At 61.4% G+C, this 21688-nt stretch carries 21 protein-coding genes; 8 read left to right on the top strand and 13 right to left on the bottom strand.

The window, feature by feature from the left end:
- Nucleotides 1–35 precede the first annotated feature (35 nt).
- The 5 genes from QD357_RS14130 to QD357_RS14110 are packed head-to-tail and all read right to left on the bottom strand — an operon-like array spanning nucleotide 36 to nucleotide 5754.
- The gene (locus QD357_RS14130; protein ID WP_107106778.1) at nucleotides 36–365 is read right to left on the bottom strand and encodes a TfoX/Sxy family protein; all 330 of its coding nucleotides are present in this window, start codon (nucleotides 363–365) and stop codon (nucleotides 36–38) included.
- Nucleotides 366–383: 18 nt separating this feature from the next.
- Nucleotides 384–1484 carry a DUF917 domain-containing protein gene (locus QD357_RS14125; protein WP_414124449.1) on the bottom strand — a complete coding sequence of 367 codons (1101 nt, stop codon included), beginning with the start codon at nucleotides 1482–1484 and terminating at the stop codon, nucleotides 384–386.
- Nucleotides 1485–1487: 3 nt separating this feature from the next.
- Nucleotides 1488–2762: a Zn-dependent hydrolase gene (locus tag QD357_RS14120; protein ID WP_107106780.1), complete on the bottom strand. Its 1275-nt coding sequence runs from the start codon at nucleotides 2760–2762 to the stop codon at nucleotides 1488–1490.
- Complete coding sequence (locus QD357_RS14115) at nucleotides 2762–4144, bottom strand: dihydroorotase (protein WP_414124448.1); 1383 nt, start codon at nucleotides 4142–4144, stop codon at nucleotides 2762–2764. The genes QD357_RS14120 and QD357_RS14115 overlap by 1 nt, the downstream gene beginning before the upstream one ends.
- Nucleotides 4145–4170: 26 nt before the next feature.
- Nucleotides 4171–5754, bottom strand: coding sequence for an aromatic amino acid lyase (locus QD357_RS14110; RefSeq protein ID WP_414124447.1), 1584 nt, complete (start codon nucleotides 5752–5754; stop codon nucleotides 4171–4173).
- Nucleotides 5755–5958: 204 nt separating this feature from the next.
- On the opposite strand from QD357_RS14110, the gene QD357_RS14105 reads away from it, so the two are divergent.
- Nucleotides 5959–6291, top strand: coding sequence for a DHCW motif cupin fold protein (locus QD357_RS14105; RefSeq protein ID WP_107106783.1), 333 nt, complete (start codon nucleotides 5959–5961; stop codon nucleotides 6289–6291).
- Nucleotides 6292–6364: 73 nt separating this feature from the next.
- On the opposite strand, the gene ubiB is transcribed toward QD357_RS14105, so the two are convergent.
- Nucleotides 6365–7939: a 2-polyprenylphenol 6-hydroxylase gene (gene ubiB / locus QD357_RS14100; protein ID WP_107106784.1), complete on the bottom strand. Its 1575-nt coding sequence runs from the start codon at nucleotides 7937–7939 to the stop codon at nucleotides 6365–6367.
- Nucleotides 7940–8001: 62 nt separating this feature from the next.
- Complete coding sequence (ubiE, locus tag QD357_RS14095) at nucleotides 8002–8778, bottom strand: bifunctional demethylmenaquinone methyltransferase/2-methoxy-6-polyprenyl-1,4-benzoquinol methylase UbiE (protein ID WP_414124446.1); 777 nt, start codon at nucleotides 8776–8778, stop codon at nucleotides 8002–8004.
- 142 nt (nucleotides 8779–8920) lie between these two features.
- Between ubiE and mutM the strand changes: the two genes are divergently transcribed.
- From mutM to QD357_RS14070, 5 genes are all read left to right on the top strand, one after another.
- Nucleotides 8921–9811 (top strand): bifunctional DNA-formamidopyrimidine glycosylase/DNA-(apurinic or apyrimidinic site) lyase, encoded by an 891-nt coding sequence (mutM, locus tag QD357_RS14090; RefSeq protein WP_107106786.1) that lies wholly within the window; start codon nucleotides 8921–8923, stop codon nucleotides 9809–9811.
- Nucleotides 9812–9828: 17 nt separating this feature from the next.
- The gene (locus tag QD357_RS14085; RefSeq protein WP_107106787.1) at nucleotides 9829–10602 is read left to right on the top strand and encodes an enoyl-CoA hydratase; all 774 of its coding nucleotides are present in this window, start codon (nucleotides 9829–9831) and stop codon (nucleotides 10600–10602) included.
- 191 nt (nucleotides 10603–10793) lie between these two features.
- Entirely contained in the window at nucleotides 10794–11069 is a 276-nt protein-coding gene (gene rpsT, locus QD357_RS14080; RefSeq protein ID WP_107106788.1) for a 30S ribosomal protein S20, read from the top strand.
- An 881-nt stretch (nucleotides 11070–11950) separates the two neighbouring features.
- Entirely contained in the window at nucleotides 11951–13504 is a 1554-nt protein-coding gene (gene dnaA, locus QD357_RS14075; protein ID WP_107106789.1) for a chromosomal replication initiator protein DnaA, read from the top strand.
- 144 nt (nucleotides 13505–13648) lie between these two features.
- Nucleotides 13649–14731, top strand: coding sequence for a saccharopine dehydrogenase C-terminal domain-containing protein (locus QD357_RS14070; RefSeq protein WP_414124445.1), 1083 nt, complete (start codon nucleotides 13649–13651; stop codon nucleotides 14729–14731).
- 6 nt (nucleotides 14732–14737) lie between these two features.
- Here QD357_RS14070 and gcvA read toward each other — a convergent pair whose 3' ends face one another.
- Nucleotides 14738–15634, bottom strand: coding sequence for a transcriptional regulator GcvA (gene gcvA / locus QD357_RS14065; RefSeq protein WP_107106791.1), 897 nt, complete (start codon nucleotides 15632–15634; stop codon nucleotides 14738–14740).
- A 156-nt stretch (nucleotides 15635–15790) separates the two neighbouring features.
- Between gcvA and QD357_RS14060 the strand changes: the two genes are divergently transcribed.
- On the top strand, nucleotides 15791–16714 hold the full coding sequence (locus QD357_RS14060) for a DMT family transporter (RefSeq protein WP_107106792.1): 924 nt from the start codon (nucleotides 15791–15793) through the stop codon (nucleotides 16712–16714).
- 17 nt (nucleotides 16715–16731) lie between these two features.
- Here the strand turns inward: QD357_RS14060 and hemW are convergent, their stop codons facing one another.
- The 4 genes from hemW to rph are packed head-to-tail and all read right to left on the bottom strand — an operon-like array spanning nucleotide 16732 to nucleotide 19749.
- Nucleotides 16732–17907 carry a radical SAM family heme chaperone HemW gene (gene hemW, locus QD357_RS14055; RefSeq protein ID WP_414124468.1) on the bottom strand — a complete coding sequence of 392 codons (1176 nt, stop codon included), beginning with the start codon at nucleotides 17905–17907 and terminating at the stop codon, nucleotides 16732–16734.
- A 36-nt stretch (nucleotides 17908–17943) separates the two neighbouring features.
- Nucleotides 17944–18588: an RdgB/HAM1 family non-canonical purine NTP pyrophosphatase gene (gene rdgB / locus QD357_RS14050; protein ID WP_107107035.1), complete on the bottom strand. Its 645-nt coding sequence runs from the start codon at nucleotides 18586–18588 to the stop codon at nucleotides 17944–17946.
- Nucleotides 18589–18599: 11 nt separating this feature from the next.
- Nucleotides 18600–19013 carry a VOC family protein gene (locus QD357_RS14045; protein ID WP_107106794.1) on the bottom strand — a complete coding sequence of 138 codons (414 nt, stop codon included), beginning with the start codon at nucleotides 19011–19013 and terminating at the stop codon, nucleotides 18600–18602.
- Nucleotides 19014–19032: 19 nt separating this feature from the next.
- A complete protein-coding gene (gene rph / locus QD357_RS14040) occupies nucleotides 19033–19749 on the bottom strand; it encodes a ribonuclease PH (RefSeq protein WP_107106795.1) in 717 nt (238 codons plus the stop codon).
- 172 nt (nucleotides 19750–19921) lie between these two features.
- Here rph and hrcA point away from each other — a divergent pair, with 172 nt between their 5' ends.
- Nucleotides 19922–21010 (top strand): heat-inducible transcriptional repressor HrcA, encoded by a 1089-nt coding sequence (gene hrcA / locus QD357_RS14035; protein ID WP_107106796.1) that lies wholly within the window; start codon nucleotides 19922–19924, stop codon nucleotides 21008–21010.
- A gap of 47 nt (nucleotides 21011–21057) precedes the next feature.
- On the opposite strand, the gene QD357_RS14030 is transcribed toward hrcA, so the two are convergent.
- The gene (locus tag QD357_RS14030) at nucleotides 21058–21492 is read right to left on the bottom strand and encodes a GFA family protein (protein ID WP_414124444.1); all 435 of its coding nucleotides are present in this window, start codon (nucleotides 21490–21492) and stop codon (nucleotides 21058–21060) included.
- Nucleotides 21493–21688 lie beyond the last annotated feature (196 nt).

Genomic DNA, 21688 nt, shown 5'->3' with positions numbered 1-21688 from the left:
CCCGATGAGGAGAAGAGGGTGGCACCCCTCGGCATTCATTTCGGCGGCAGGCCTTCAACGAAATTCAGCGCGGCCAAAAGCAGTCGCTTGCGTAGCATGTCGTTGCCATAGGCTTCCGGCCCGGCGCGCACCCATCCCTGCATTTCGCGGCCGCCTGACAACATGGGTTTGATATCACGCTGCTCCAGCGCCCAGGCATCATTGCCCTTGCCGAGGCGGATCAGCATGCCGTCGTCGCGGGCGCCGCAAAGCAAGTTGCCGTTGAGCAGAAGGGCCCAACCCCCGAACATCGTTTTTTCGCTGAGGCCCGGCCGTTGCCCGATTTCTTCTTTCAGCAATTCCTCAAGACCTGCGTCGCGTGCCATTGTCTTCTCCCGGTGCTGTCAGCCTTTCTTGCCGGCCAGAGCGTATTTCGCGATCTCTATCCCCATGGCTTTTTCGACAGAGGGATAGACGGTCGGATCGAGCACGCTGGCAGACAGCGGAATGATATCCATCGGCACATGCAGGATGAAGACGTGCATGCCTTCGCGCAAGTGACCGACGCTTAAGGGCTCGCCTTCCGGCGACAGCGTGGTGATGACGGAGGGGAAGGTCGCAAGGCGCTTGCCGCCGGCATCTTCGACCGCCATGTATTCGTTCATCACATGCATGACCACGGCCTTCTCGCCGCTGCCGACCGTGACGGTGCCGATATCGAAGGCTTCCTTCGTGTAGACGACATCCTTCCTGGTGATCGTGCCTTCGGCCAGGATATGGCCGCCGGTGGTCTTGCAGATCGCGTCTATGACGGCGCTGCCGCCCTTCTTCTCTGCCTCGATGATCGCTTCGCCGAGCGAAAGCGCCATGGAGATGCCGCCCAGCGCCGCATGCGTGCGGACATAGGAGGCGCGCAGCGGGTTGCGGCAGGAGGCGATGAAACCGCCGGACTGGTCGGAGGCCGCGCGCAGGATCGGCGAAATCTTCGCCGTCGCGCCCTTCACGACCAGCTCGATATAGCGGTTCTCGGCGCGGTTGCCGCCGACCGCGGTCTGGATCATCTGCTCGGGCGAACCCGCCATGCCGATCGAGCCCATGTCGCCCGTCGGATGGGCGCGGATGTCGCCGACCGCGTCCACGACCTTCGTTCCGAGGATGGCCGATGGCAGCCAGCCGTTCAGCGTCGAGGACTTACCATTCTGGCCGATGATCAGGCCGGAAAGCTTTTCGCMAAGCTCGTCCTGCAGCAGTTGCACGGCTTTCACGTAATCGATGCCCTGCATTTCCCAGGCGGTCGTGGAGGCAGGCGCGCCAATGGCGGCGGCCGTTGCGATCCAGTCGTTGTCGTCGAGCTCGTCGATCGACACCAGCTCCGGCTTGCCGACGTTGACGGCCGCATAGCCGAGCATGCGGCCGTGATCGGCCCAGCCGCCGCCGCCGGCAGCGTAAACGGAGCCACCCTTGACGGCCGCTTCCACATCCTTGGCAACGAGTACGCGTCCCATTGGCTACTCCCGGTTTTGCTTGAGGTTCCTGTCCATGTCGCGCACCGCTTCGAACAGAACGGCCGCGCCCATGGCGATGTCATCATTCTCGGCCCATTCCTCGGCGCAATGGCTTCGGCCTTCCTTGCAGGGCACGAAGATCATCGCTGCCGGTGCGACCTTGGCGATCCACGCCGTGTCGTGGCCGGCGCCGGAGGCCATGCGGCGATGCTTAGCACCGACCGTGTCGCAGGCGCGCTCCAGCGTTTCCAGCAGAACCGGAGCGCCCGGCGTCGGGAAATTATCGGAGACACGGACCGGCGACTTGATGGTCACTCCGTAAGCTTCCGCTATCCGTTGCACTGCAGCGTCGATCCAGGCCAGGAACTCTTCCATGTCGCTGCGGATTTCGGCGCGGCCGTCGATCAGCAGCACCACCTTGGACGGCACGACATTGGCGGCATTCGGCTCGATGCGGAATTCGCCCACGGTGGCGGCGAAATGGCCCGGCGTCTTCGCCTGCTCGGCCGCTCGGCTCCGGATATCGAGCACGAGCTGCGAGGCGGCCACCAGCGCATCCGCGCGGCGGTCCATCGGCGTTGTGCCGGCATGGTCGGCGCGGCCTTCCACGGTGATCTCGATGCGCGTGATGCCGGCGATCGCGGTGACGATGCCGATATCCTTGTTCTCTGCCTCCAGCACCGGTCCCTGCTCGATATGCAGTTCCAGGAAGCCTGCGAGATCCGGGCGCTTCTGGGCGAGCAGCACCGACGGGTCGCCGCCGACCTCTGCAATGCCCTGCGAAAGCGTGCGGTCACCGCTCACGCGGGAAAGCCACGCCTCGGGGATCTGCCCGGTCATGCCGCGGCTGCCGATGCAGGATACGCCGAAGATGCTGACCTCTTCGGCCAGGAAATCGACGATCTCCAGATCATGATCCAGCTCGATATCGCGATCTTTAAGGGAGCGCGCAACTTCGAGCGCAGCAATGGTGCCGGCAATGCCGTCGAAGCGGCCGCCATCGGGTACGGTGTCGGAATGCGATCCGACGAGGATCGTGCCGAGACCGGATTTTGCGCCCGCGCGCCGGCCGATCAGATTGCCGGCGGCATCGATGCGCGTCGTGAGCCCCGCCGCCTTCATGCGCGCCTCAATGTAAGTGCGACCTTTCAGAAACAGCGGCGAGAAGGCGCGGCGTGTCCAGGGGTGATCGGGTTCCGTGATGCCAGCCAGCGCCTCGATATCCTCGGCGATGCGATCGGCGTTGACAGGCAGGTTGTGGCGTTTTGGTTGGTTCATCAGGCAGTCTCTCCGGCGATAATCTGGCGAGGAAGCGGGTGGACAAATCTGCCGCTGCCCGGCTCGGCCAATACTTTGTTTCCGTCAGTAATCTGCTTGCCCCTAAGATAGGTGGCGGATACCGTCCAAGGCAGGCGGATGCCGTTATAGGGGCTCCAGCCGACGACATTGTTGCCGCTCGAAGCAGCATCGTAGACGGTTTCGCGCGGTTCCAGCACCACGATATCGGCATCCTTGCCAGGGGTTAGCGCCCCCTTGATATGGTCGAGGCGGAAGTGCCTTGCGGGATTTTCCGCCATCAGCTTCGCCGCCCAGGTGAGCGGCACGCCGCGCTCCAGCGCGCCCTTGACGAAGAGCGGCACCATGACTTCGAGGCCCGGAACACCCGATGCGTTTGCCAGCATGTCCGGATTGGTCTTGCGGTTTTCCGACCAACTGACATGGTCGGTCGAGACAAGCCAGACATTGCCTTCCGCCACCTTGCGCCACAGCGTCTCCACTTCGGCACGCGGGCGGATCGGCGGATTGATCTTTGCCTTGCCGCCAAGGCGCTTCACGTCGTTTTCCTCGTCCAGCGTCAGGTAGTGAATGCAGCACTCCACCGTCGCCTCGAAGCCGTCGCGGCGGTAGGCGCGGGCAATATCGTAGCCGCGGCCGAGCGAGCAATGCACCACATGCGCCGGGCAGCCGGTGTCCGCGCCCGTCTCGAAGATCGTATGCATGGCAAGCAGTTCGGTGATCGGCGGTCGTGACAGGCCGTGTGCGCGATAGTCGCTGATACCGCTCGCCTTCACCTGCTCCATATAGGTGCGGACGGCTTCATCATCCTCATTGTGCACACCGGCCGTCAGCCCCGTCGGTGCGATCGCCGCGAAGCAGGCGTCGAGCAGGGCCGGCGGAATGCGCGGGAAGCGCTTCGGGTCCGTGCCGAATGTGGAGAATTTGAAGGCGGCGACGCCGGCCTCGACCATTTCGCGGATGCGTGCAGGCCCTTCCTCCGGGTCGACCGTGCCGTAAAGCGCAAAGTCTACGCGGGCTTGCGGCGCGGCACGATCGATCTTCTTTTTCACCGCCGCTGCCGAGCAGACCAGATTGCCCTCGTCATAGGGCATGTCGACTATGGTGGTAACGCCGCCGGCGGCTGCCGAGCGCGTCGACCAGATGAAATCCTCCTGGTCTTTCTGGGAGAGCGAATGGACCTGCGCATCGATCGCGCCGGGCAGGATCATTGCTTTGCCGAGCAGATGCCGTTMGCGCGCTGCGGGTGGGGTGCCGATGCCGATCTCTGCGATCTTGCCATCGCGCACGGCAACATAACCCTCTTCCACGATGCGTTCGGGAAGAACCACGGTGCCCTGCAGAACGAGATCGAAATCAGCCATATCCAGTCTCCCCGTTCACCGGTTGATCAGATCGCGACAGTGTCGTGATAGAGCCGCTCTTCCACTCGCTCCAGCGAGCCGAGGGCGAAGAAGTCATCATAGGCGAGGATCGGCGCATGGGCGATCATCTCGGACACGAAGGCTTCTGAGGCCAGTTCCTCTTCGATCGCTTCAACTTCGGCCGATAACGGTCGGTCGACGACATAGAAGTCCGCATGTTTGCGCACGACGTCGTAGAGCATGCGCGCCACACCTTCCGGCGTGTCGCCGAGAATGTCGATCGCCTGCGCCGAGAGCAGGGCTTCCAGTGCCGCAAGACGCTTCAGCGCCCGCATCTGCCGCTCGAAACGTTCGATCACCAGCGGCAAGAAGGCGGCTTCATCCTCCATGCCGGCGGCAACCACCAGTKACTGCGCCGAGACCGGATTGGACATGGACAGCACCCGCGAAAAGATCTCGCCGGCAAGCTTGATGATCGGGCCGAAGCCGGTGGCGATCTTGCCTTCGGGCACCAGATTGACCGGCAGGCCGCGCCGTTGGCCATTGCCGAGCAGGACGCAACGATTGAAGGCATTGCGCGCCGCATGCGCCATGCAGATGACCGCAGCCTCGAGCAAGATGGTCACGTCGAGTGGCAGGGAACCACCCGATGTCATGACGCGACCGTCGACGATGACGGGATTGTCGTCGGAGCGGCCCGTCGCCGCCAGGATCTTATGACCGGCGGCCAGAAGATTTTCGATCACCGCGCCGAAGACCTGGCCGATCATGCGTAAGCTTAAGGGGTCCTGCACATGTGTCGCGACGGGCCATGGCCATTCGTCGGAGGCTTTGCAAAGCCATGCACCGATCAGGGCTTCGCGCGCCGTGCCGACGTGTCGTACCGCGTGCCAGGGATCACGCGAGGCACCGAGCGCGCCGGCCGCCATCATGCCGGTCGCGAGCAATACGCGGATCGAGGAGGCGGCATTGCGGGTCGTTTCGGCGGCCGCCGCGAAACTGACGGCGTTGACGCTGAGCGACGCCAGGCTGTCGCGCGGCAGCATCCTCACCGGCTTGATGCCTGCCGCGGCAAAGGCATCCGCCGCCTGCATGCGCCGGCCGTGATAGACCGCTTCGCCGACCCCGGTCAGCACCGCGCCGATCTGCCCCATCAGGCCAATATCGGCGCAGCCGATCGAGCCGGTGCGGCGGACGACGGGAATGACATCCGCATGCAGAAGCTGGAGATAGGCGTCGATCAGTTCCGGCGAGCAGCCGACCCGGCCGGTAAGCGCGGTATTGACCCGGATCGCCATGGCATTGCGCACGACGGACAAGGAAAAGGGTGCCCCGGTGCCGAAATGATGGGCGCGTACCAGGCCAAGATTGAAGGTGTCGAGGTCTTCCGGCGACCACTCCACATCCTTCATCGCTCCAACGCCGGTGGTCGAGCCATAGACGGGCATGCCGGATTCGATCGTGCTTTCGAGAACTTCGCGCGCCGCGCGCACGCGCACCAGGCCGCTTTCCGATGCCGAGGGGATCACGACGCCAGCGCCGATCCGCACCAGATCGCTGAACCCCAGGGGTTGCCCGGTGAGTTCGATGCCGGCCTTCTGACGCTCCATCTTTGCGGTTCTCCTTTCCCGTGAGGTTATGCGAGCATAATTGATAATGGGATATCCCAAATGTCGAACACCTGCCATACCGCGCGAGCAGAAGTACATGCAAAGCAGGCTGCTGCATCACCCTGCAATGCGGCAGGATTGACGAATGGACGTCGCCGCCGTTTCTATGCCGAACGATCCGCTCAATCTCGGAAAAGCGCGGCGATGAAGATTCCTGAACTACCTTTTACAGTAACGAATTGGGATGAGATTTCGCCGACCAAGCATACAGGCGAAAGCGGCTATGCGCTCTGGCGGACATTGAATATCGGCGACATCCGTGTTCGAATTGTTGAATATACGCCCGGCTATGTGGCCGATCATTGGTGCGATCGAGGCCACATTATCTACGTGCTCGAAGGCGAATTGATCTCCGAGTTGAAGGATGGGCGGGTATCGATCCTCACGCAGGGGATGAGCTATCAAGTGTCCGATTTCGGCGACGCCGCGCACCGGTCATCGACGAAGACAGGCGTTAAGTTGTTCATCGTCGACTGAAATCGCCCAAGGGGCTACCGCGACATAGCGCATACGAGTGCCCTGGCCGCAACGGCGCGGCCACGGGAGCAGGTCAGCTCAAAAGCCATGCAATATAAATCAGCACGAGCGCGATGATCCAAAGCGCCAGGCGTCCGGAACGGCTGTGCTTCGCCTCGGCCTTGCCGATCGCCTCCGCCGTCTGCGGATCGAAGCGCAGACCGTTTTCGCTCATGGCGAGGAGTTCGTGGTGGAATTTCTCGGTCTTGGCCGCGATTTCGGGGACGGCTTCGGCAAGTTTCACGGCCGCTTTCAAACCGTCCTTCAGGTCGGTTACGATACGCTTGGGTCCGAGATTGGTGCGAATCCAGTCGCCGACGACGGGTTCCGACGCCTTCCACATGTTGAAGCGCGGATTGAGCATGCGCGACACGCCCTCGACCACGACCATGGTCTTCTGCAGCATCACCAGTTCCGGCCGCGTCTCCATATCGAAAAGCTCGGTCACTTCGAAGAGCAGTGTCAGCAGTTTGCCCATGGAGATCGTTTCGGCCGGCTGGCCGTGGATCGGTTCGCCGATGGCGCGGATCGCCTGCGCGAAACTCTCTGTGTTGTGATGCGCCGGCACGTAGCCGGCCTCGAAATGCACCTCGGCGACACGGACATAGTCGCGGGTGATGAAGCCATAGAGAATTTCGGCCAGGAAGCGGCGTTCCTTTTTGCCGAGGCGCCCGACGATGCCCATGTCGACGGCGACGATCTCCCCTTCGGCATCGACGAAGAGATTGCCGGGATGCATGTCGGCGTGGAAGAAGCCGTCGCGTAGCGTATGTCGCAGGAAGGACTGGATCAGCGTGTCGGCGAGCAGGTTGAGATCGTGGCCGGCGGCCTTCAGCCCCTCGACATCGGACATCTTGACGCCGTCGATCCACTCCATGGTGATGACGTCGCGGCCGGTGCGTTCCCAATCGACCTTGGGGACGCGGAAGCCTGGATCTTTCTCGGTGTTTTCGGCGATCTCGGAAAGAGCCGCCGCCTCGAGCCGCAGATCCATCTCGACCTTGGTCGTCTGCTCCAGTGTCCGCGTCACTTCAACAGGCCGCAAGCGGCGGCTCGACGGCATGAAGCGTTCCTGCAGACCGGCAACAAGATACATCGCCTTGATATCGTTGACGAAGCGCTGGCGGACGCCCGGCCGGACGACCTTGACGGCAACGCGCTTGCGGCCTTGCGCGGTCTGCACTTCCGCTGGATGCACCTGCGCAATCGACGCGGCGGCAATCGGTTCGTCAAAGCTTACGTAGAGATCGTCGAGCGGGCGACCGAGCGAACCCTCGATTGCAGCCTTTGCCGCCGCATTCGGAAAGAAAGCCATGCGGTCCTGCAATTGCGAAAGGTCGTTGGCCATGTCGACGCCGACGACATCGGGTCGCGTCGCCAGGAACTGGCCGATCTTCACATAGGAAGGTCCGAGACGCTCGACCGCCTTGGCCAAACGATCGCTGCGCGCCTGGGTCTTGGCACGCTTGCGGGCAAAAATGCTGACGAAGGATTTCGCAAGGCTGACGGAGGGCGGCAGTCCCTCGGACGGAAGCGCGATGACCACGCCTTCGCGCACCATCACCCAGCCGACCCTGATGAGGCCGAAATATGCGGTGAAAGCACTCATCGGGTCTCAATGTCTCGCTGGATGCCAGCCGAAAACCGCGTCACATTTTTCGGTATCATGCGTCAGAGCTTCCAGCCGGAGTGCAGGGCGGCGATGCCGCCGGTATAGTTGGTAAAGCTCACGCGCGAAAAGTCTGCCTCGCGGATCATCGTCGCGAAATCCTGCTGGTTCGGAAATTTGCGGATCGATTCCACCAGGTACTGATAGGGTTCGGCATCGCCGGTGATTGCCTTGCCGAACTGTGGAATGGCGTTGAAGGACCAGGCATCGTAGACGCGGTCGAGCAGCGGCAGGTCGACTTCGGAAAATTCCAGCACCAGCAGCCGGCCGCCGCGCTTCAGCACGCGGTAGGCTTCCTTCAATGCCACATCGATACGCGGCACGTTGCGGATGCCGAAAGCGATCGTATAGGCGTCGAAGGAGTTCGGCTCGAAGGGCAGTTCCTCGGCGTTGGCTTCGACGAAGGTGAGGTTGTCGGTAAGCTTCTTCTTCGCAGCGCGCTCTGCGCCCACACCCAGCATCGAGCCGTTGATATCGAGCACGGTGGCGTGCGCCAGCCGGTTCGAGGCCTCGACGATGCGGAAGGCGATGTCGCCCGTACCGCCGGCAACGTCGAGGACCTTATAGGCAGGGTCCTTGCGCGGATTGAGCGCGGCGATCATCGCATCCTTCCAGGCCCGGTGCAGGCCCATGGACATGACGTCGTTCATGATGTCGTAGCGTTTGGCGACCTTGTGGAACACCTCGTTGACGAGACCTTGCTTCTCGCMATCGGCCACTTCGCGGAAGCCATAGGATGTTTCCATGCCGCCATCGGCGGAGGTGCGGCTTTCTGCCATCAGCTCAACTCCGTTACATAAATTCGTGGCGGACCATAGCGAAATCGCGTTTGCCACGCTATCTCCTGAGCCAGGTCACCAGCCGCAATGCTTTGGGCTATAGCTCAGATCATAAGCGGTTGAAACATAAAGATGGATAGCAATGCCGGAATTACCAGAGGTCGAAACCGTCAGGCGCGGGCTTGCGCCTTCGATGGAAGGTGCGCTGCTCGCCGAACTGGAGCTGCGGCGCAACGATCTTCGCTTTCCCTTTCCGCCCGAGTTTTCGCGCCTCGCGTCCGGCCGCGGCATCACGTCGCTGTCGCGCCGCGCGAAATATCTGCTGATCGATCTCGATGATGGCATGACGATCGTATCGCATCTCGGCATGTCCGGCTCGTTTCGCATCGAGAATGGAGCGATTGCCGATACGCCGGGTGACTTCCATCATCCGCGCTCGAAAGACGAGAAGCATGATCATGTCATCTTCCATTTAAAGGGCGCCAACGGCCCTGCGCGCGTCATTTACAACGATCCCCGCCGTTTCGGCTTCATGGACATCGTCCGGCGCGCGGATCTTGCGAGTCATCCTTCCTTCCGCGATCTCGGCCCGGAGCCGACCGGCAATGAATTGAGCGCCGACTATCTGGCCGAACGTTTCTCGGGCAAGGCGCAGCCGCTGAAAAGCGCATTGCTCGACCAGAAGAATATCGCCGGGCTCGGCAATATATATGTGTGCGAGGCGTTATGGCGTTCGCATCTGTCGCCGCAGCGCGCCGCCGGGACATTGGTGACCGAAGCCGGCCAGCCGAAAGAGCAATTGCTTCAGCTGGTCGTCGCAATCCGCGAGGTCATCGCCGATGCCATAGCCGCCGGCGGTTCGTCATTGCGCGATCATATCCAGACGGATGGCTCGCTCGGCTATTTCCAGCATTCCTTTTCCGTCTACGATCGCGAGGCGGAGCCTTGCAGGACGCCCGGCTGCGGCGGTACGGTCGCCCGCATCGTCCAGGCGGGGCGCTCTTCTTTCTATTGCGCCTTCTGCCAAAGCTAATGTGAAGGGAGAGACACATGGCCTATGAAACCCTCATCGTCGAAACGCATGAGGCCGTCGGTCTCATCAGGATCAACCGGCCGCAGGCACTGAATGCGCTGAATTCGACGGTGCTTGCCGAATTGAAGCAGGCGTATGGCGCTTTTCATGCGGACGAGGCGATCGGCGCAATCGTGCTGACGGGCTCGGAAAAGGCCTTCGCCGCCGGCGCCGACATCAAGGAGATGCAGCCGCTCGAATTCGCCGATGTCTATAAGAGCGATTTCATTAGCGGCTGGGACGAGGTCGCCAAGGCGCGCAAGCCCGTCATCGCGGCCGTCAGCGGCTTTGCGCTCGGCGGCGGCTGCGAGCTTGCCATGATGTGCGACTTCATCATTGCTGCCGATACGGCAAAGTTCGGCCAGCCGGAGATCACGCTCGGCATCATTCCGGGCATGGGCGGTTCGCAGCGCCTGACGCGCGCCGTCGGCAAGGCGAAGGCGATGGATCTGATCCTGACCGGCCGGATGATGGATGCCGCTGAAGCGGAGCGTTCCGGCCTCGTGTCGCGCATCGTGCCGGCCGACAAGCTGATCGACGAGGCGCTGACCGCCGCCGCCAAGATCGCCTCACTATCGCGCCCCTCGGTGCTGATGGCCAAGGAGGCGGTCAACCGGGCGCTGGAGACGACGCTGGAAGAGGGCCTGCGCTTCGAGCGCCGGCTGTTCCACAGCCTGTTTGCCACCGAGGATCAGAAGGAAGGCATGGCGGCCTTCATCGAGAAGCGCAAACCCGTCTTCAAGAACAGGTGAAGCGAGATTCCGGAATTGCGCGGGTTCCGTGAGAATCCGCGTTGACGCCGACGCTCATTCCGGTTATATGCCCGCCACAGTTTGGAAAGCCGATCTGGTTTTCCGCAATTGCTCCCGCATTGCTGGATGAAGTGGCCGCAAGGCCCGCGCTGCACTGACGGAGTTATGTTCGAATTCTAAGAGAGGCATACATGGCCAATACCAGCTCGGCGAAAAAAGCGACCCGCAAGATCGCCCGCCGCACCGATGTCAACAAGGCTCGTCGCTCGCGCGTTCGCACTTTCGTCCGCCAGGTCGAAGAAGCCATCGCATCGGGTGATGCGGATCGTGCGAAGGAAGCCTTCCTCGTAGCGCAGCCGGAACTGGCTCGCGCTGCCACCAAGGGCGTCCTGCATGCCAACACCGCTTCCCGCAAGGTCTCGCGTCTTGCCAAGCGTGTGAAGGCACTTTCGGCCCCGACCGCGTAATTTTTCCTTAACGATTTGATCGTTAGACTTGAGCCCGGCCCTTGTGCCGGGCTTTTTGGATTCAGCCAAAATTGGGCTGTATGGTAAAAATGTAGCCGGCTGACCATGTCACTGAGGTGACAGAAAAAACCGTTTAAAAACAAGCGGTTATAGCAGGATGCCCCGATATTGGGTGATCTGCATGACGGCCCGCGGGCTCCCGGGTGAGTCAAGGATTTTTTTTATTTTTTTGTTTTGAAAGCTGTGGGAATCGCGCTGAACGGGAATCTCCTTGATTCAAAAGCGATTCTTTTTTGACGGGGTTGTGACACTCAAAAACGGCCTCCGGAGTCAAGGACCGCCTCTTAATTTTGTGTAAAATTCATCGTTGATCTCAGCCTACGATCCTGCCTAAATGACTTTCAACAAGGGGCGCGGACATCATCTCAAACGGCTTCGGCGAACACTGCCAGTCACGGCAGCGGGGGGTGGTTTTTGTTCCTTGTGACGGAGCGGTTCAGTTCCGTTTTTTCAAACAGTTGACGAGTTAAGGCCACTGGCGGTAACGCCTGCGGAACGAGGAAACTTGTCTGCTCTTTGCAGCCTAAGTCCCAAGCGTGGCTGCGGGGAGGGGAGAAAAATTGACAGCCGTTTGGGGCAGTCGGTCGGAATACGAGGACCGGGCGACTGCTTCAGATGCAAACACCAAGACGAAGGCCGCTCGGGGAGCAGTTTTCGCCAGGGTGTTTCGCGTAAGGTCCTATTGGCTTGGACCCGGCTGATGAACCGGTATGCGGCGAAGCTCGGAACCACGAGCGCGACCGCTATGCCATGGCGTAGACCTAAGGGCGGCGGTATTATCCAAAACCGCCCTATAAAAAGAGACTGTGGAAGGCGGCATTATGCAAATGATTACGAGAACGACGGGTGCGTTGGAAAACGGGGACAATGCACAGCAGGCGTTCAGTGCGGTTTGCCTTGAAGCGGCGGGGGAAAAAGGAGATATGCAGCATAACGTATTGTTCGAGCGTGTCAGTGCGCGCTTGAAGGCTCAGGTCGGTCCGGATGTTTATGCTAGCTGGTTTGCGCGGCTTAAGCTGCATTCGGTATCGAAGAGCGTCGTACGGCTGACTGTTCCGACGACGTTTCTGAAGTCCTGGATCAACAATCGTTATCTCGATCTGATCACCAACCTGTTCCAGGCAGAAGATGCTGAAATCCTGAAGGTTGAAATTCTCGTACGCACGGCGACCCGCCACGGCGCGAAGCCTTGCGTGGACGAACATGTAGCGGTGCCCGACACGGCTTCCGTGGCGCCGATCCGTCGCCCGGTTGCCCAGCCTGCCGGCCAGGTCGTTGCTCAGACGATCTCCGCGGCAGCCGCCGCCCGACCGGCGACCGTAGGTGCGCCGCTGTTCGGCTCGCCGCTCGACTCCCGCTTTACCTTCGATACCTTTGTCGAAGGCAGCTCCAACCGCGTCGGCCTTGCTGCCGCCAAGACGATTGCTGAAGCCGGCTCCGGCGCAGTGCGCTTCAATCCGCTCTTCGTCCATGCGACGGTCGGCCTCGGCAAGACGCACCTTTTGCAGGCGATCGCCAATGCTGCCGTGCAGAATCCGCGCGGACTGCGCGTCGTCTATCTGACGGCGGAATATTTCATGTGGCGCTTCGCCACCGCCATTCGCGACAATGACGCGCTGACGTTGAAGGACTCGCTGCGCAACATCGATCTTCTGATCATCGACGACATGCAGTTCCTGCAGGGCAAGATGATCCAGCATGAGTTCTGCCATCTGCTCAATATGCTGCTCGACAGCGCCAAGCAGGTCGTCGTTGCCGCCGACCGCGCGCCCTGGGAGCTTGAATCGCTCGATCCGCGCGTACGTTCGCGTCTTCAGGGCGGTGTCGCCATCGAGGTCGAGGCGCCGGACTACGAGATGCGTCTCGAAATCCTCAAGCGCCGCCTGGATGCTGCCCGCATGGACGATCCGTCGCTGGAAATCCCGGCCGAACTTCTCTCGCATGTTGCCCGCAATGTGACCGCGAGCGGCCGTGAGCTAGAAGGCGCTTTCAACCAACTGATCTTCCGCCGTTCTTTCGAGCCGAACCTGACGGTCGAGCGTGTTGACGAGTTGTTGGCCCATCTGGTCGGCTCCGGCGAGCCGCGCCGTGTCCGCATCGAGGACATCCAGCGTATCGTGGCGCGCCATTACAATGTCTCCCGCCAGGAGCTGGTTTCCAACCGTCGCACCCGCGTCATCGTCAAGCCGCGCCAGATCGCCATGTATCTGTCGAAGACGCTGACGCCGCGCTCCTTCCCAGAGATCGGTCGCCGTTTTGGTGGTCGTGACCACACGACCGTGCTGCATGCGGTGCGTAAGATCGAGGAGCTGATTTCCGGTGACAGCAAGCTGTCGCATGAAATCGAGCTGTTGAAGCGTCTGATCAACGAATAAGACGCGCCGTTATCGGCAATTTTATCCACGGCCGGCTTCATCGCCGGCCGTTTTCATTTATGCGGCTTTTATTCTATAGATGTCTGAAATACTGAATCGGATGCCCGGCCGGAGGAGGCCGGCGCGCCGAACGGGAGGATGTCTATGGGTTTTGACAGGATTGCCGTTCTCGGTCTTGGAAAGGTCGGGCGGCTCGCCGCCACGTTGTTGCATGAAAGCGGTTTCGCCGTCACCGGCATCGACGCGCATTTGCCCGCGGAGGCCGTGCCTTTCGCCTGTGAGGTCGGAAATGTCTCCGATCCGGCGCTGATCGGCGATCTCTTTTCCCGCGTCGATGCCGTGCTCTCCTGCCTTCCGTTTCACCTGAACGCCGATCTGGCGCGCCTTGCCCATGGCGCCGGCATTCATTACTTCGATCTGACCGAGGATGTGCCGACCACAAACGGCATTATCGAGCTTGCAAAGAGCGCGCGCGGCCTGATGGCGCCGCAATGCGGCCTGGCGCCCGGTTTCGTCGGCATTGTCGGTGCGAGCCTTGCCGATGTCTTTGATCGCTGCCGCTCGATCCGCATGCGCGTCGGTGCCCTGCCGCAGAATCCGACCGGACTGTTGGGTTATGCCTTCAACTGGTCGCCGGAGGGCGTGGTCAACGAATATCTGAATGACTGCGAAGTCATCGAGGGTGGTGTCCGCAAGCTGGTCTCGCCGATGGAATGGCATGAGACGCTCTATGTCAACGGCGTCAAGCTCGAAGCCTTCACCACCTCGGGCGGCCTGGGGACCATGTGCAGCACCATGCTCGGCCGGGTGGAAAACCTCGATTATAAAACCATGCGATATCCCGGCCACATGGAGCTGATGAATTTCTTCTTCCATGAGTTGCTGATGCGCGACCGCCGCCAGCTTGCCGGTGAGATCCTGACCGAGGCGAAGCCGCCGGTCGATGACGATGTCGTCTATGTCCATGTTTCCGCCGAAGGCACGATCAACGGCAATCTGCGCCGGCGGGAATTCGTGCGGGCCTATTATCCGATCGAAGTCGTCGGCGAGAGCCGCACCGCCATTTCCTGGACCACATCGGCCTCCGTCGTCGCCGTTATCGAGCTGGTACGCGCCGGCCGTTTGCCGTCGACTGGCTTCCTGCATCAGGAACATATTCCGCTCKACACCTTCCTGGAGACGCGGACCGGCAGCCTGTTCAAGGGTGGCATCACGCATCACGGATGACGCCGCCTATGCCGGTGGCGGCGTATGCGAGACCTCGGAAAACAGCCAGGTACGGAAGGCGGCGATGGCCGGCCGTTCCAACGCGGCGGGCGGATAGACCAGATGGTAGGCCAGCGTGCTGGCAAGCCCCATCGGGAAGGGCGCAACAATCGTGCCCTCTGCCAAATCTTTTTCGATGAAGGAGCGCCGCATCAGCGCGATGCCGAGCCCCGCTTTCATGGCATGGTAAGCGCCGGTGCCGTCGGTGAAGATCGGCCCGCGCGTGGCGTCGACCCCGGTTGCGCCCGCTGCCTGCAGCCAGAGCTGCCAATCGCGCCGGTAGACATCATGGATCAGCGTCAGGCCAGCCAGCGCGTCGGCTGTGGGTGAGGGGCCAAGCGAAGCGGCGGTCTCAGGCGTGCAGACCGGCACGTATTCGTCATCGAGCAGCCGCTCGCTCGCCAGGCCTTCATAGCCGCCGAGCCCGTGGCGGATGGCGATGTCGATGCCGTCGCGCTGGAAATCCATCATCCGGTGCGAGGCACTGATCCTGAGATCGATCTCGGGATGCGCCTGTTCGAAACGCATCAGCCGCGGCACCAGCCAGTGTGTGGCAAAGCCCGCGGTGCAGGTGACGGTCAGCACCGTATCGCGTGCCCGCATCGTCAGTGCCGCCGTCGCCTCTCGCACCAGGCGAAAGGCGGTGCGCAGCGTCGCGAAATAATCCGCACCGTCAGCCGTCAATGCCAGGCCCCGCGCCCGACGGTCGAAAAGCCGCACACCGAGCGCGGTTTCGAGATCGCGCACCTGAAGGCTGACCGCACCTGGGGTCACATGCAGCTCCCTGGCGGCAATCGTCATGCTCAGATGCCGCGCCGAGGCTTCGAAGGCGCGCAGCGCCGAAAGGGAAGGCAATTGATCCATGACGATTGAGTTCAGCTAAACGATCGAACGAAAAAGACTCGTTTGCCAGAGCTTCCTATTAGCGGGATTATTCCATCAGTTTCGGATGTTGGCAAGAAAGTGCTTCTTCACCAGCATCGAGCTTAACTCATAGAATGGAAAACAGGAGATATCGCCATGGCGCAGAAATCTATGGGCGCTGCGGAATGGGGCATGCTGCTTGGATTATCGGTCCTCTGGGGCGGCTCGTTTCTGTTCAACGGCATCCTGGTACATCAACTGCCGCCCTTCACCATCGTCGCCTCGCGCGTCGCCTTGGCGGCGATAGCCTTGCACGTCATCGTCCGGATGACCGGCCAGGCGATGCCGCGCGACCGTCAGACCTGGGCCGCCTTCTTCGGCATGGGTATCCTCAACAATGTCATTCCCTTCCTGCTGATCGTCTGGGGCCAGACCCATATTGCCAGCGGTCTGGCCTCCATCCTCAACGCAACGACGCCGCTCTTCGCCGTCGTGGTGGCGCATTTTCTGACGACGGACGAGAAAATGACCGGCAATCGCCTGATCGGCGTTGTCGTCGGTTTTGCCGGCGTCGCGCTGATGATCGGCCCGTCGGTGCTGAGCAGCTTCGGTTCGAACGTGCTGGCCCAGCTCGCCGTGCTGGGCGCCGCCTTCTCCTATTCGCTCGCCGGCATTTTCGGCCGCCGTTTCCGTCGCATGGGTCTCGCGCCCATCATTCCCGCGGCCGGACAGGTGACGGCCTCGACCATCCTGCTGCTGCCGGTTGCCCTTTTTGTCGATCATCCTTGGACGCTCGGCACGCCTTCGACAGAGACCTGGGTGGCGCTGGCGGGATTGGCGATCCTCTCGACCGCAATCGCCTATGTCCTGTTCTTCCGCATCCTGGCAACGGCGGGCGCCACCAACCTGATGCTGGTCACCTTCCTTATCCCCGTCAGCGCCATCCTGCTCGGCGCGCTGATCCTCGGCGAACAATTGCAGCCGAAGCACTTTATCGGCATGGCGATGATTGCGGTCGGCCTTGCGGCGATCGATGGACGATTACTCGCTTTCGGGAGAAGACGCGTGGCGGCAGAGTAGGGTGGATTGCCGCCTTTTCAGCACGCCAGATCCGCGACCACGGAATCAAGGATCAGCATGCCCGCCGGTGTGCAGCGCAGGCGGGAATTGCCGAGGCGCTCGATAAAGCCGTGTTCCAGCAGGAGCTGCTCGCGCTTCGGATCAGGCTCTCTGCCGGAAAGCTGCTGCCAGCGCACKAGATCGATCCATTCTTTCAGGCGCAGGCCCATCAGCAGCAACTCATCGGCTTGCTCGTCGAAGCCGAGCATCTCCTGCTCGAGGATGCCATGGCCGTCGCGCTCGACCAGCTCCAGCCAGCTTTCCGGCTTCCGCTCGGTCGACGTCGCCAGCTTCTTCGGGCCTTGGGTCAGCCGGCCGTGGGCGCCGGGGCCGATGCCGGCATAGTCTCCATAGCGCCAATAGGTGAGATTGTGGCGGCTCTCGGCGCCGGGGCGCGCATGGTTGGAAACCTCATAGGCCGGCATGCCCTCGCGTTCGGTAATCTCCTGCGTCGCCTCGTAGAGCAGCGCCGACTGGTCGCCATCCGGTACGATCAGCTTGCCCGCCTTGTGCAGGCCATAGAAGGGCGTGCCTTCCTCGATGGTCAATTGATAGAGCGAGAGGTGGTCGACGGCGTAGGAAATCGCCTCCTTCAGCTCGCGCTCCCATTCCTCGACGGTCTGGTTGGGGCGGGCATAGATGAGGTCGAAGGACATGCGCGGAAAGATCTCGCGCGCCAGCTTGATCGCCTTCAGCGCATCGGCGACGTCGTGGAGCCGGCCCAGGAATTTCAGATCGCGGTCGTTCAGCGCCTGCACGCCCATGGACACGCGATTGACCCCCGCCGCACGATAGCCGCGGAAACGCTCGGCTTCGACGCTGGACGGATTGGCCTCCATGGTGATCTCAATACCGTTAGGCACATGCCAGGTCTGGGCAATGCCGTCGAGGATCGCACCGACAGTTTCCGGCTTCATCAGCGAAGGCGTGCCGCCGCCGAGGAAGATGCTGGTCACCGTCTTCGGCCCGCTGATCATCCGCATCGTCGCCATTTCTTTCAGAAAGGCGGTAGCGAAACGCTCCTGATCGACCGGCTGATGGCGGACATGGCTGTTGAAATCGCAGTAGGGACACTTGGCCGCGCAAAAGGGCCAATGCACATAGACGCCGAAACCGGGTTCGCCGGTATCCGGTAGCAATTGCGCCCCGCGCATCAGGTCCTGCGTATCTACGATTTCCACGGGGTTAGCTTACGCCTCCAGGCAGGTTTCGACAAAGATCTTGAAGGCGCGGGCGCGATGGGAAAGCGCTTGGGAGTCGCCATGCTTCCAGCCATGCTTTTGTCCGGCGCTCATCTCGCCGAAGGTGGTGTCATACCCCTTGGGCTGGAAAATCGGATCGTAGCCGAAACCCTGGGTGCCGCGCGGCGGCCAGACGACGGTGCCCTCGACCTCGCCGCGGAAAAACTCGGTATGCCCGTCCGGCCAGGCGAGGCAAAGCACGCTGACGAAGCGCGCCGTGCGGCTCTCCGGTGAAGCGGCACCGGCCTTTTCCAACGCAGTCTCGACCTTCTGCATTGCCATTGCGAAGTCACGGGTGCCGTCAGGCTTTTCCGCCCAATTGGCCGTATAGACGCCAGGATCGCCACCCAGCGCATCGATGACCAGGCCAGAATCGTCCGATAGCGCCGGCAGGCCKGAGGCATGCGCGGAGGCCAGCGCCTTGATCGCGGCATTTTCCTCGAAGGTGGTGCCGGTTTCATCCGGTTCGATGAAATTGAGATCGGCGGCAGATTTGGCAGCAAAACCGAGCGGGCCGATCAGGTCTCGAATTTCCTGGATCTTGCCGGCATTGTGGCTGGCGACGACGATGGTCTTGGTATCGAGCTTGCGCATATCCTGTCCTGTCATAGGCCCCAGATCCGGGGTTCGGCGCATTCCAGGCTGTTGCCGGCCGGGTCGCGGAAATAGATCGAGCGGCCGCCACTCGGCCATTGAAAATCGGCTTCGATATCGACCCCGGCAGCCTTCAGCTTTTGCGCCATGGCTTCGATGTCGTTGCCGCTGACACGAAAGCAGACGTGACCGTGCCCTTTCGTGCCATGGGGCGGCACGGGTAGGGCACCCGGTTCGTGCGGCTTGACGGTTTCCGCGCTATTGAAGATCAACAGCACGCCCGGCCCGCAGCGATAAAAGACATGACGGTTGCCGCCGCGCGAAATCTTCTGCAGTCCGAGAACGCCGCCATAGAAGGCCTCGGCTGCATCGAGATCGTCCGCATAAAGAGCGGTTTCCAGAATGCCTTCCATCAACGGGCTCATCGGTTGACCGCCTCTTCGGTCAGGCAATCGCCTGCTTCTGCAGCTCCACCAGCTCGGCAATGCCGTTTTTGGCGAGATGCATCAGGGTTGTGAATTCTTCTTCGCTGAAGGGCGTGCCTTCGGCCGTGCCCTGGATCTCGACAATGCCGCCGGCGCCGGTCATGACGAAATTGGCATCGGTCTCGGCGGATGAATCCTCGAGATAGTCGAGGTCGATCACCGGCTGGCCGGCGAAGATGCCGCAGGAAACGGCGGCKATGTGATCCTTCAGGACACGGTCCGTCTTGATCATGTTGCGGCTTTCCATCCACTTCAGACAGTCGTAGAGCGCGATCCAGGCGCCGGTGATCGAGGCCGTGCGGGTGCCGCCATCGGCCTGGATGACGTCGCAGTCGAGCGTGATCTGGCGTTCGCCCAGTGCCTGCAGGTCGACGACGGCGCGCAGCGAGCGGCCGATGAGGCGCTGGATCTCCTGCGTGCGGCCGCCCTGCTTGCCGGCGGCGGCTTCGCGCTTCATGCGTTCACCGGTGGCGCGCGGCAACATGCCGTATTCGGCCGTGATCCAGCCCTTGCCGCTGTTGCGCAGCCATGGCGGCGTCTTTTCTTCCAGGCTTGCCGTGCAGAGCACATGCGTATCGCCGAATTTGACCAGGCAAGAGCCTTCCGCGTGCTTGGAAAAATTGCGCTCAAATGACACTTTGCGCATCTGGTCGGTTTTTCTGCCTGAAGGCCGCATTCTGCTCTCCTGAAAGTTTATTGACCGCTTCTACGATCCACCGGCGGCTTTTGCAAAGGAAAAGCAGGCTGAAGGGCCTTGTAGTGCTAGCGTTGATATTTTTCCCTTTTGCCATTGCTAACTGAATGATTATATTTTGACTAAGGCTCAACAGAACGGATTTGACAGCGAAATGGGGTTCACGACATCGTCGGTTTCGGATGCCATTGCAGCGCTGGACGAACGCTCGAAGGAAATCTTCCGCCGTATCGTTGAAGGCTATCTTGAAAATGGCGAACCGCTGGGATCGCGCAATCTCTCGCGCTTGCTGCCCATGTCTCTGTCGCCGGCCTCCGTGCGCAACGTCATGAGCGATCTGGAAGAGCTCGGTCTCATCTATTCGCCGCATATCAGCGCTGGCCGTCTGCCGACGCAGATCGGCCTGCGTTTTTTCGTCGACGCCTTCATGCAGGTCGGCGATCTCTCCGCAGAAGACCGCGCCACCATCGACCGTCAGGTGCGTGGCAGCAACCGAGACCAGCCGATGGAATCTGTGATGACCGAGGCAAGCCGCATGCTGTCGGGCATCTCGCGCGGCGCCGGATTGGTGATCACCTCGAAGAGCGATCCGGTGCTGAAGCACGTCGAATTCATCCGCCTGGAGCCGACCAAGGCGCTGGCCGTGCTCGTCGGCGATCACGATCAGGTGGAAAACCGCATCATCGAATTACCGGCCGGCGTTACCTCCTCGCAGCTCACGGAAGCCGCGAATTTCCTCAATGCCCACATGACCGGCCAGACACTGCCGGAGCTGCGCCGTCAGTTACAGACGTTGAAGGAGAGTGTGCGCCAGGAACTCGATATTCTGTCGCGCGAGCTCGTCGAACGCGGGATCGCCGTCTGGTCCGGCGACGGGGATGAGGGCAAGCCGACGCAGCTCATCGTGCGCGGCCGCGCCAATCTGTTGGCCGAAGTGGGCGGTGCTGAAGATCTGGATCGCCTGCGCCTGTTGTTCGACGATCTCGAAAAGAAGGACAGCCTGATCGAGATCCTGAACCTGGCCGAAAGCGGGCCGGGCGTGCGCATCTTCATCGGCTCGGAAAACAAGCTCTTTTCGCTCTCCGGCTCCTCGTTGATCGTCGCGCCCTATCGTGATGACGACGACCGCATCGTCGGCGCCGTCGGCGTCATCGGTCCGACACGGCTGAATTATGCCCGCATCGTGCCCATGGTGGACTATACCGCCCAACTGATTTCCAGGCTGTCGCGGCCAGGGATGTGACGAAAGCCTCCGCAGGGCGGGCCTTCATTGAACGCGCAGAGATCGTTTTAGTCGGGTAGCAGGGTTCCCGATCCGCCCATCTCCGCCGGCATGTCCTTTTGTTTCGGCAGGCCGTCTCTCAGATGCAGCACGGTGTTCTCGTAGTTGACATGAAGCATCGGCTGGAAGTCGAGGGTTGGGATAATGGCGGCGTAGACATCGGTCACGCCCCACAAGGGATGCTCGGTCAAGAGATGGCCACCGCAAATCTTGCACCATTTGCGCAGGCTCTTTTCGCTTCTCTGGTAGCTGCCGATGTGGTCAGCGCCCTTGGTGACATGCACGGCTTCCGGTGGCCAGAGCGAAAAGGCGTTGACTGGTTCTGCCGACCATTCCCGGCAGGAGTMGCAATGGCAATAACCCATCGCCACCGGTTCGCCACTGACCGCGATTTCCACCGCGCCGCAGAAACATTTGCCCGAATGGGACTGGCTGCTGGACATGGACGATCCCTCATGTCGTGTTGAAACGGCCCCGACTATACCCGGAAAGGGTCTTGGATAGTAGAAGCCCCAACGGGGGAGGCATTTTCACCCGATTGGTATTTGGGCAAATAGGGCTGGATTGCCGGGAAATGGCTGTTCTTCGCGACAAAGCCTTGATTTTTTCCGGCCAAACCTCGATATCGGGCTCATTCAA

Origin of the sequence: Rhizobium sp. BR 317, from assembly GCF_047445835.1 — a bacterium.
Lineage (GTDB): Bacteria > Pseudomonadota > Alphaproteobacteria > Rhizobiales > Rhizobiaceae > Rhizobium > Rhizobium paranaense.
The sequence above is the reverse complement of the archived record's forward strand: the minus strand, read 5'-3'. Positions and strand labels throughout refer to the sequence as shown.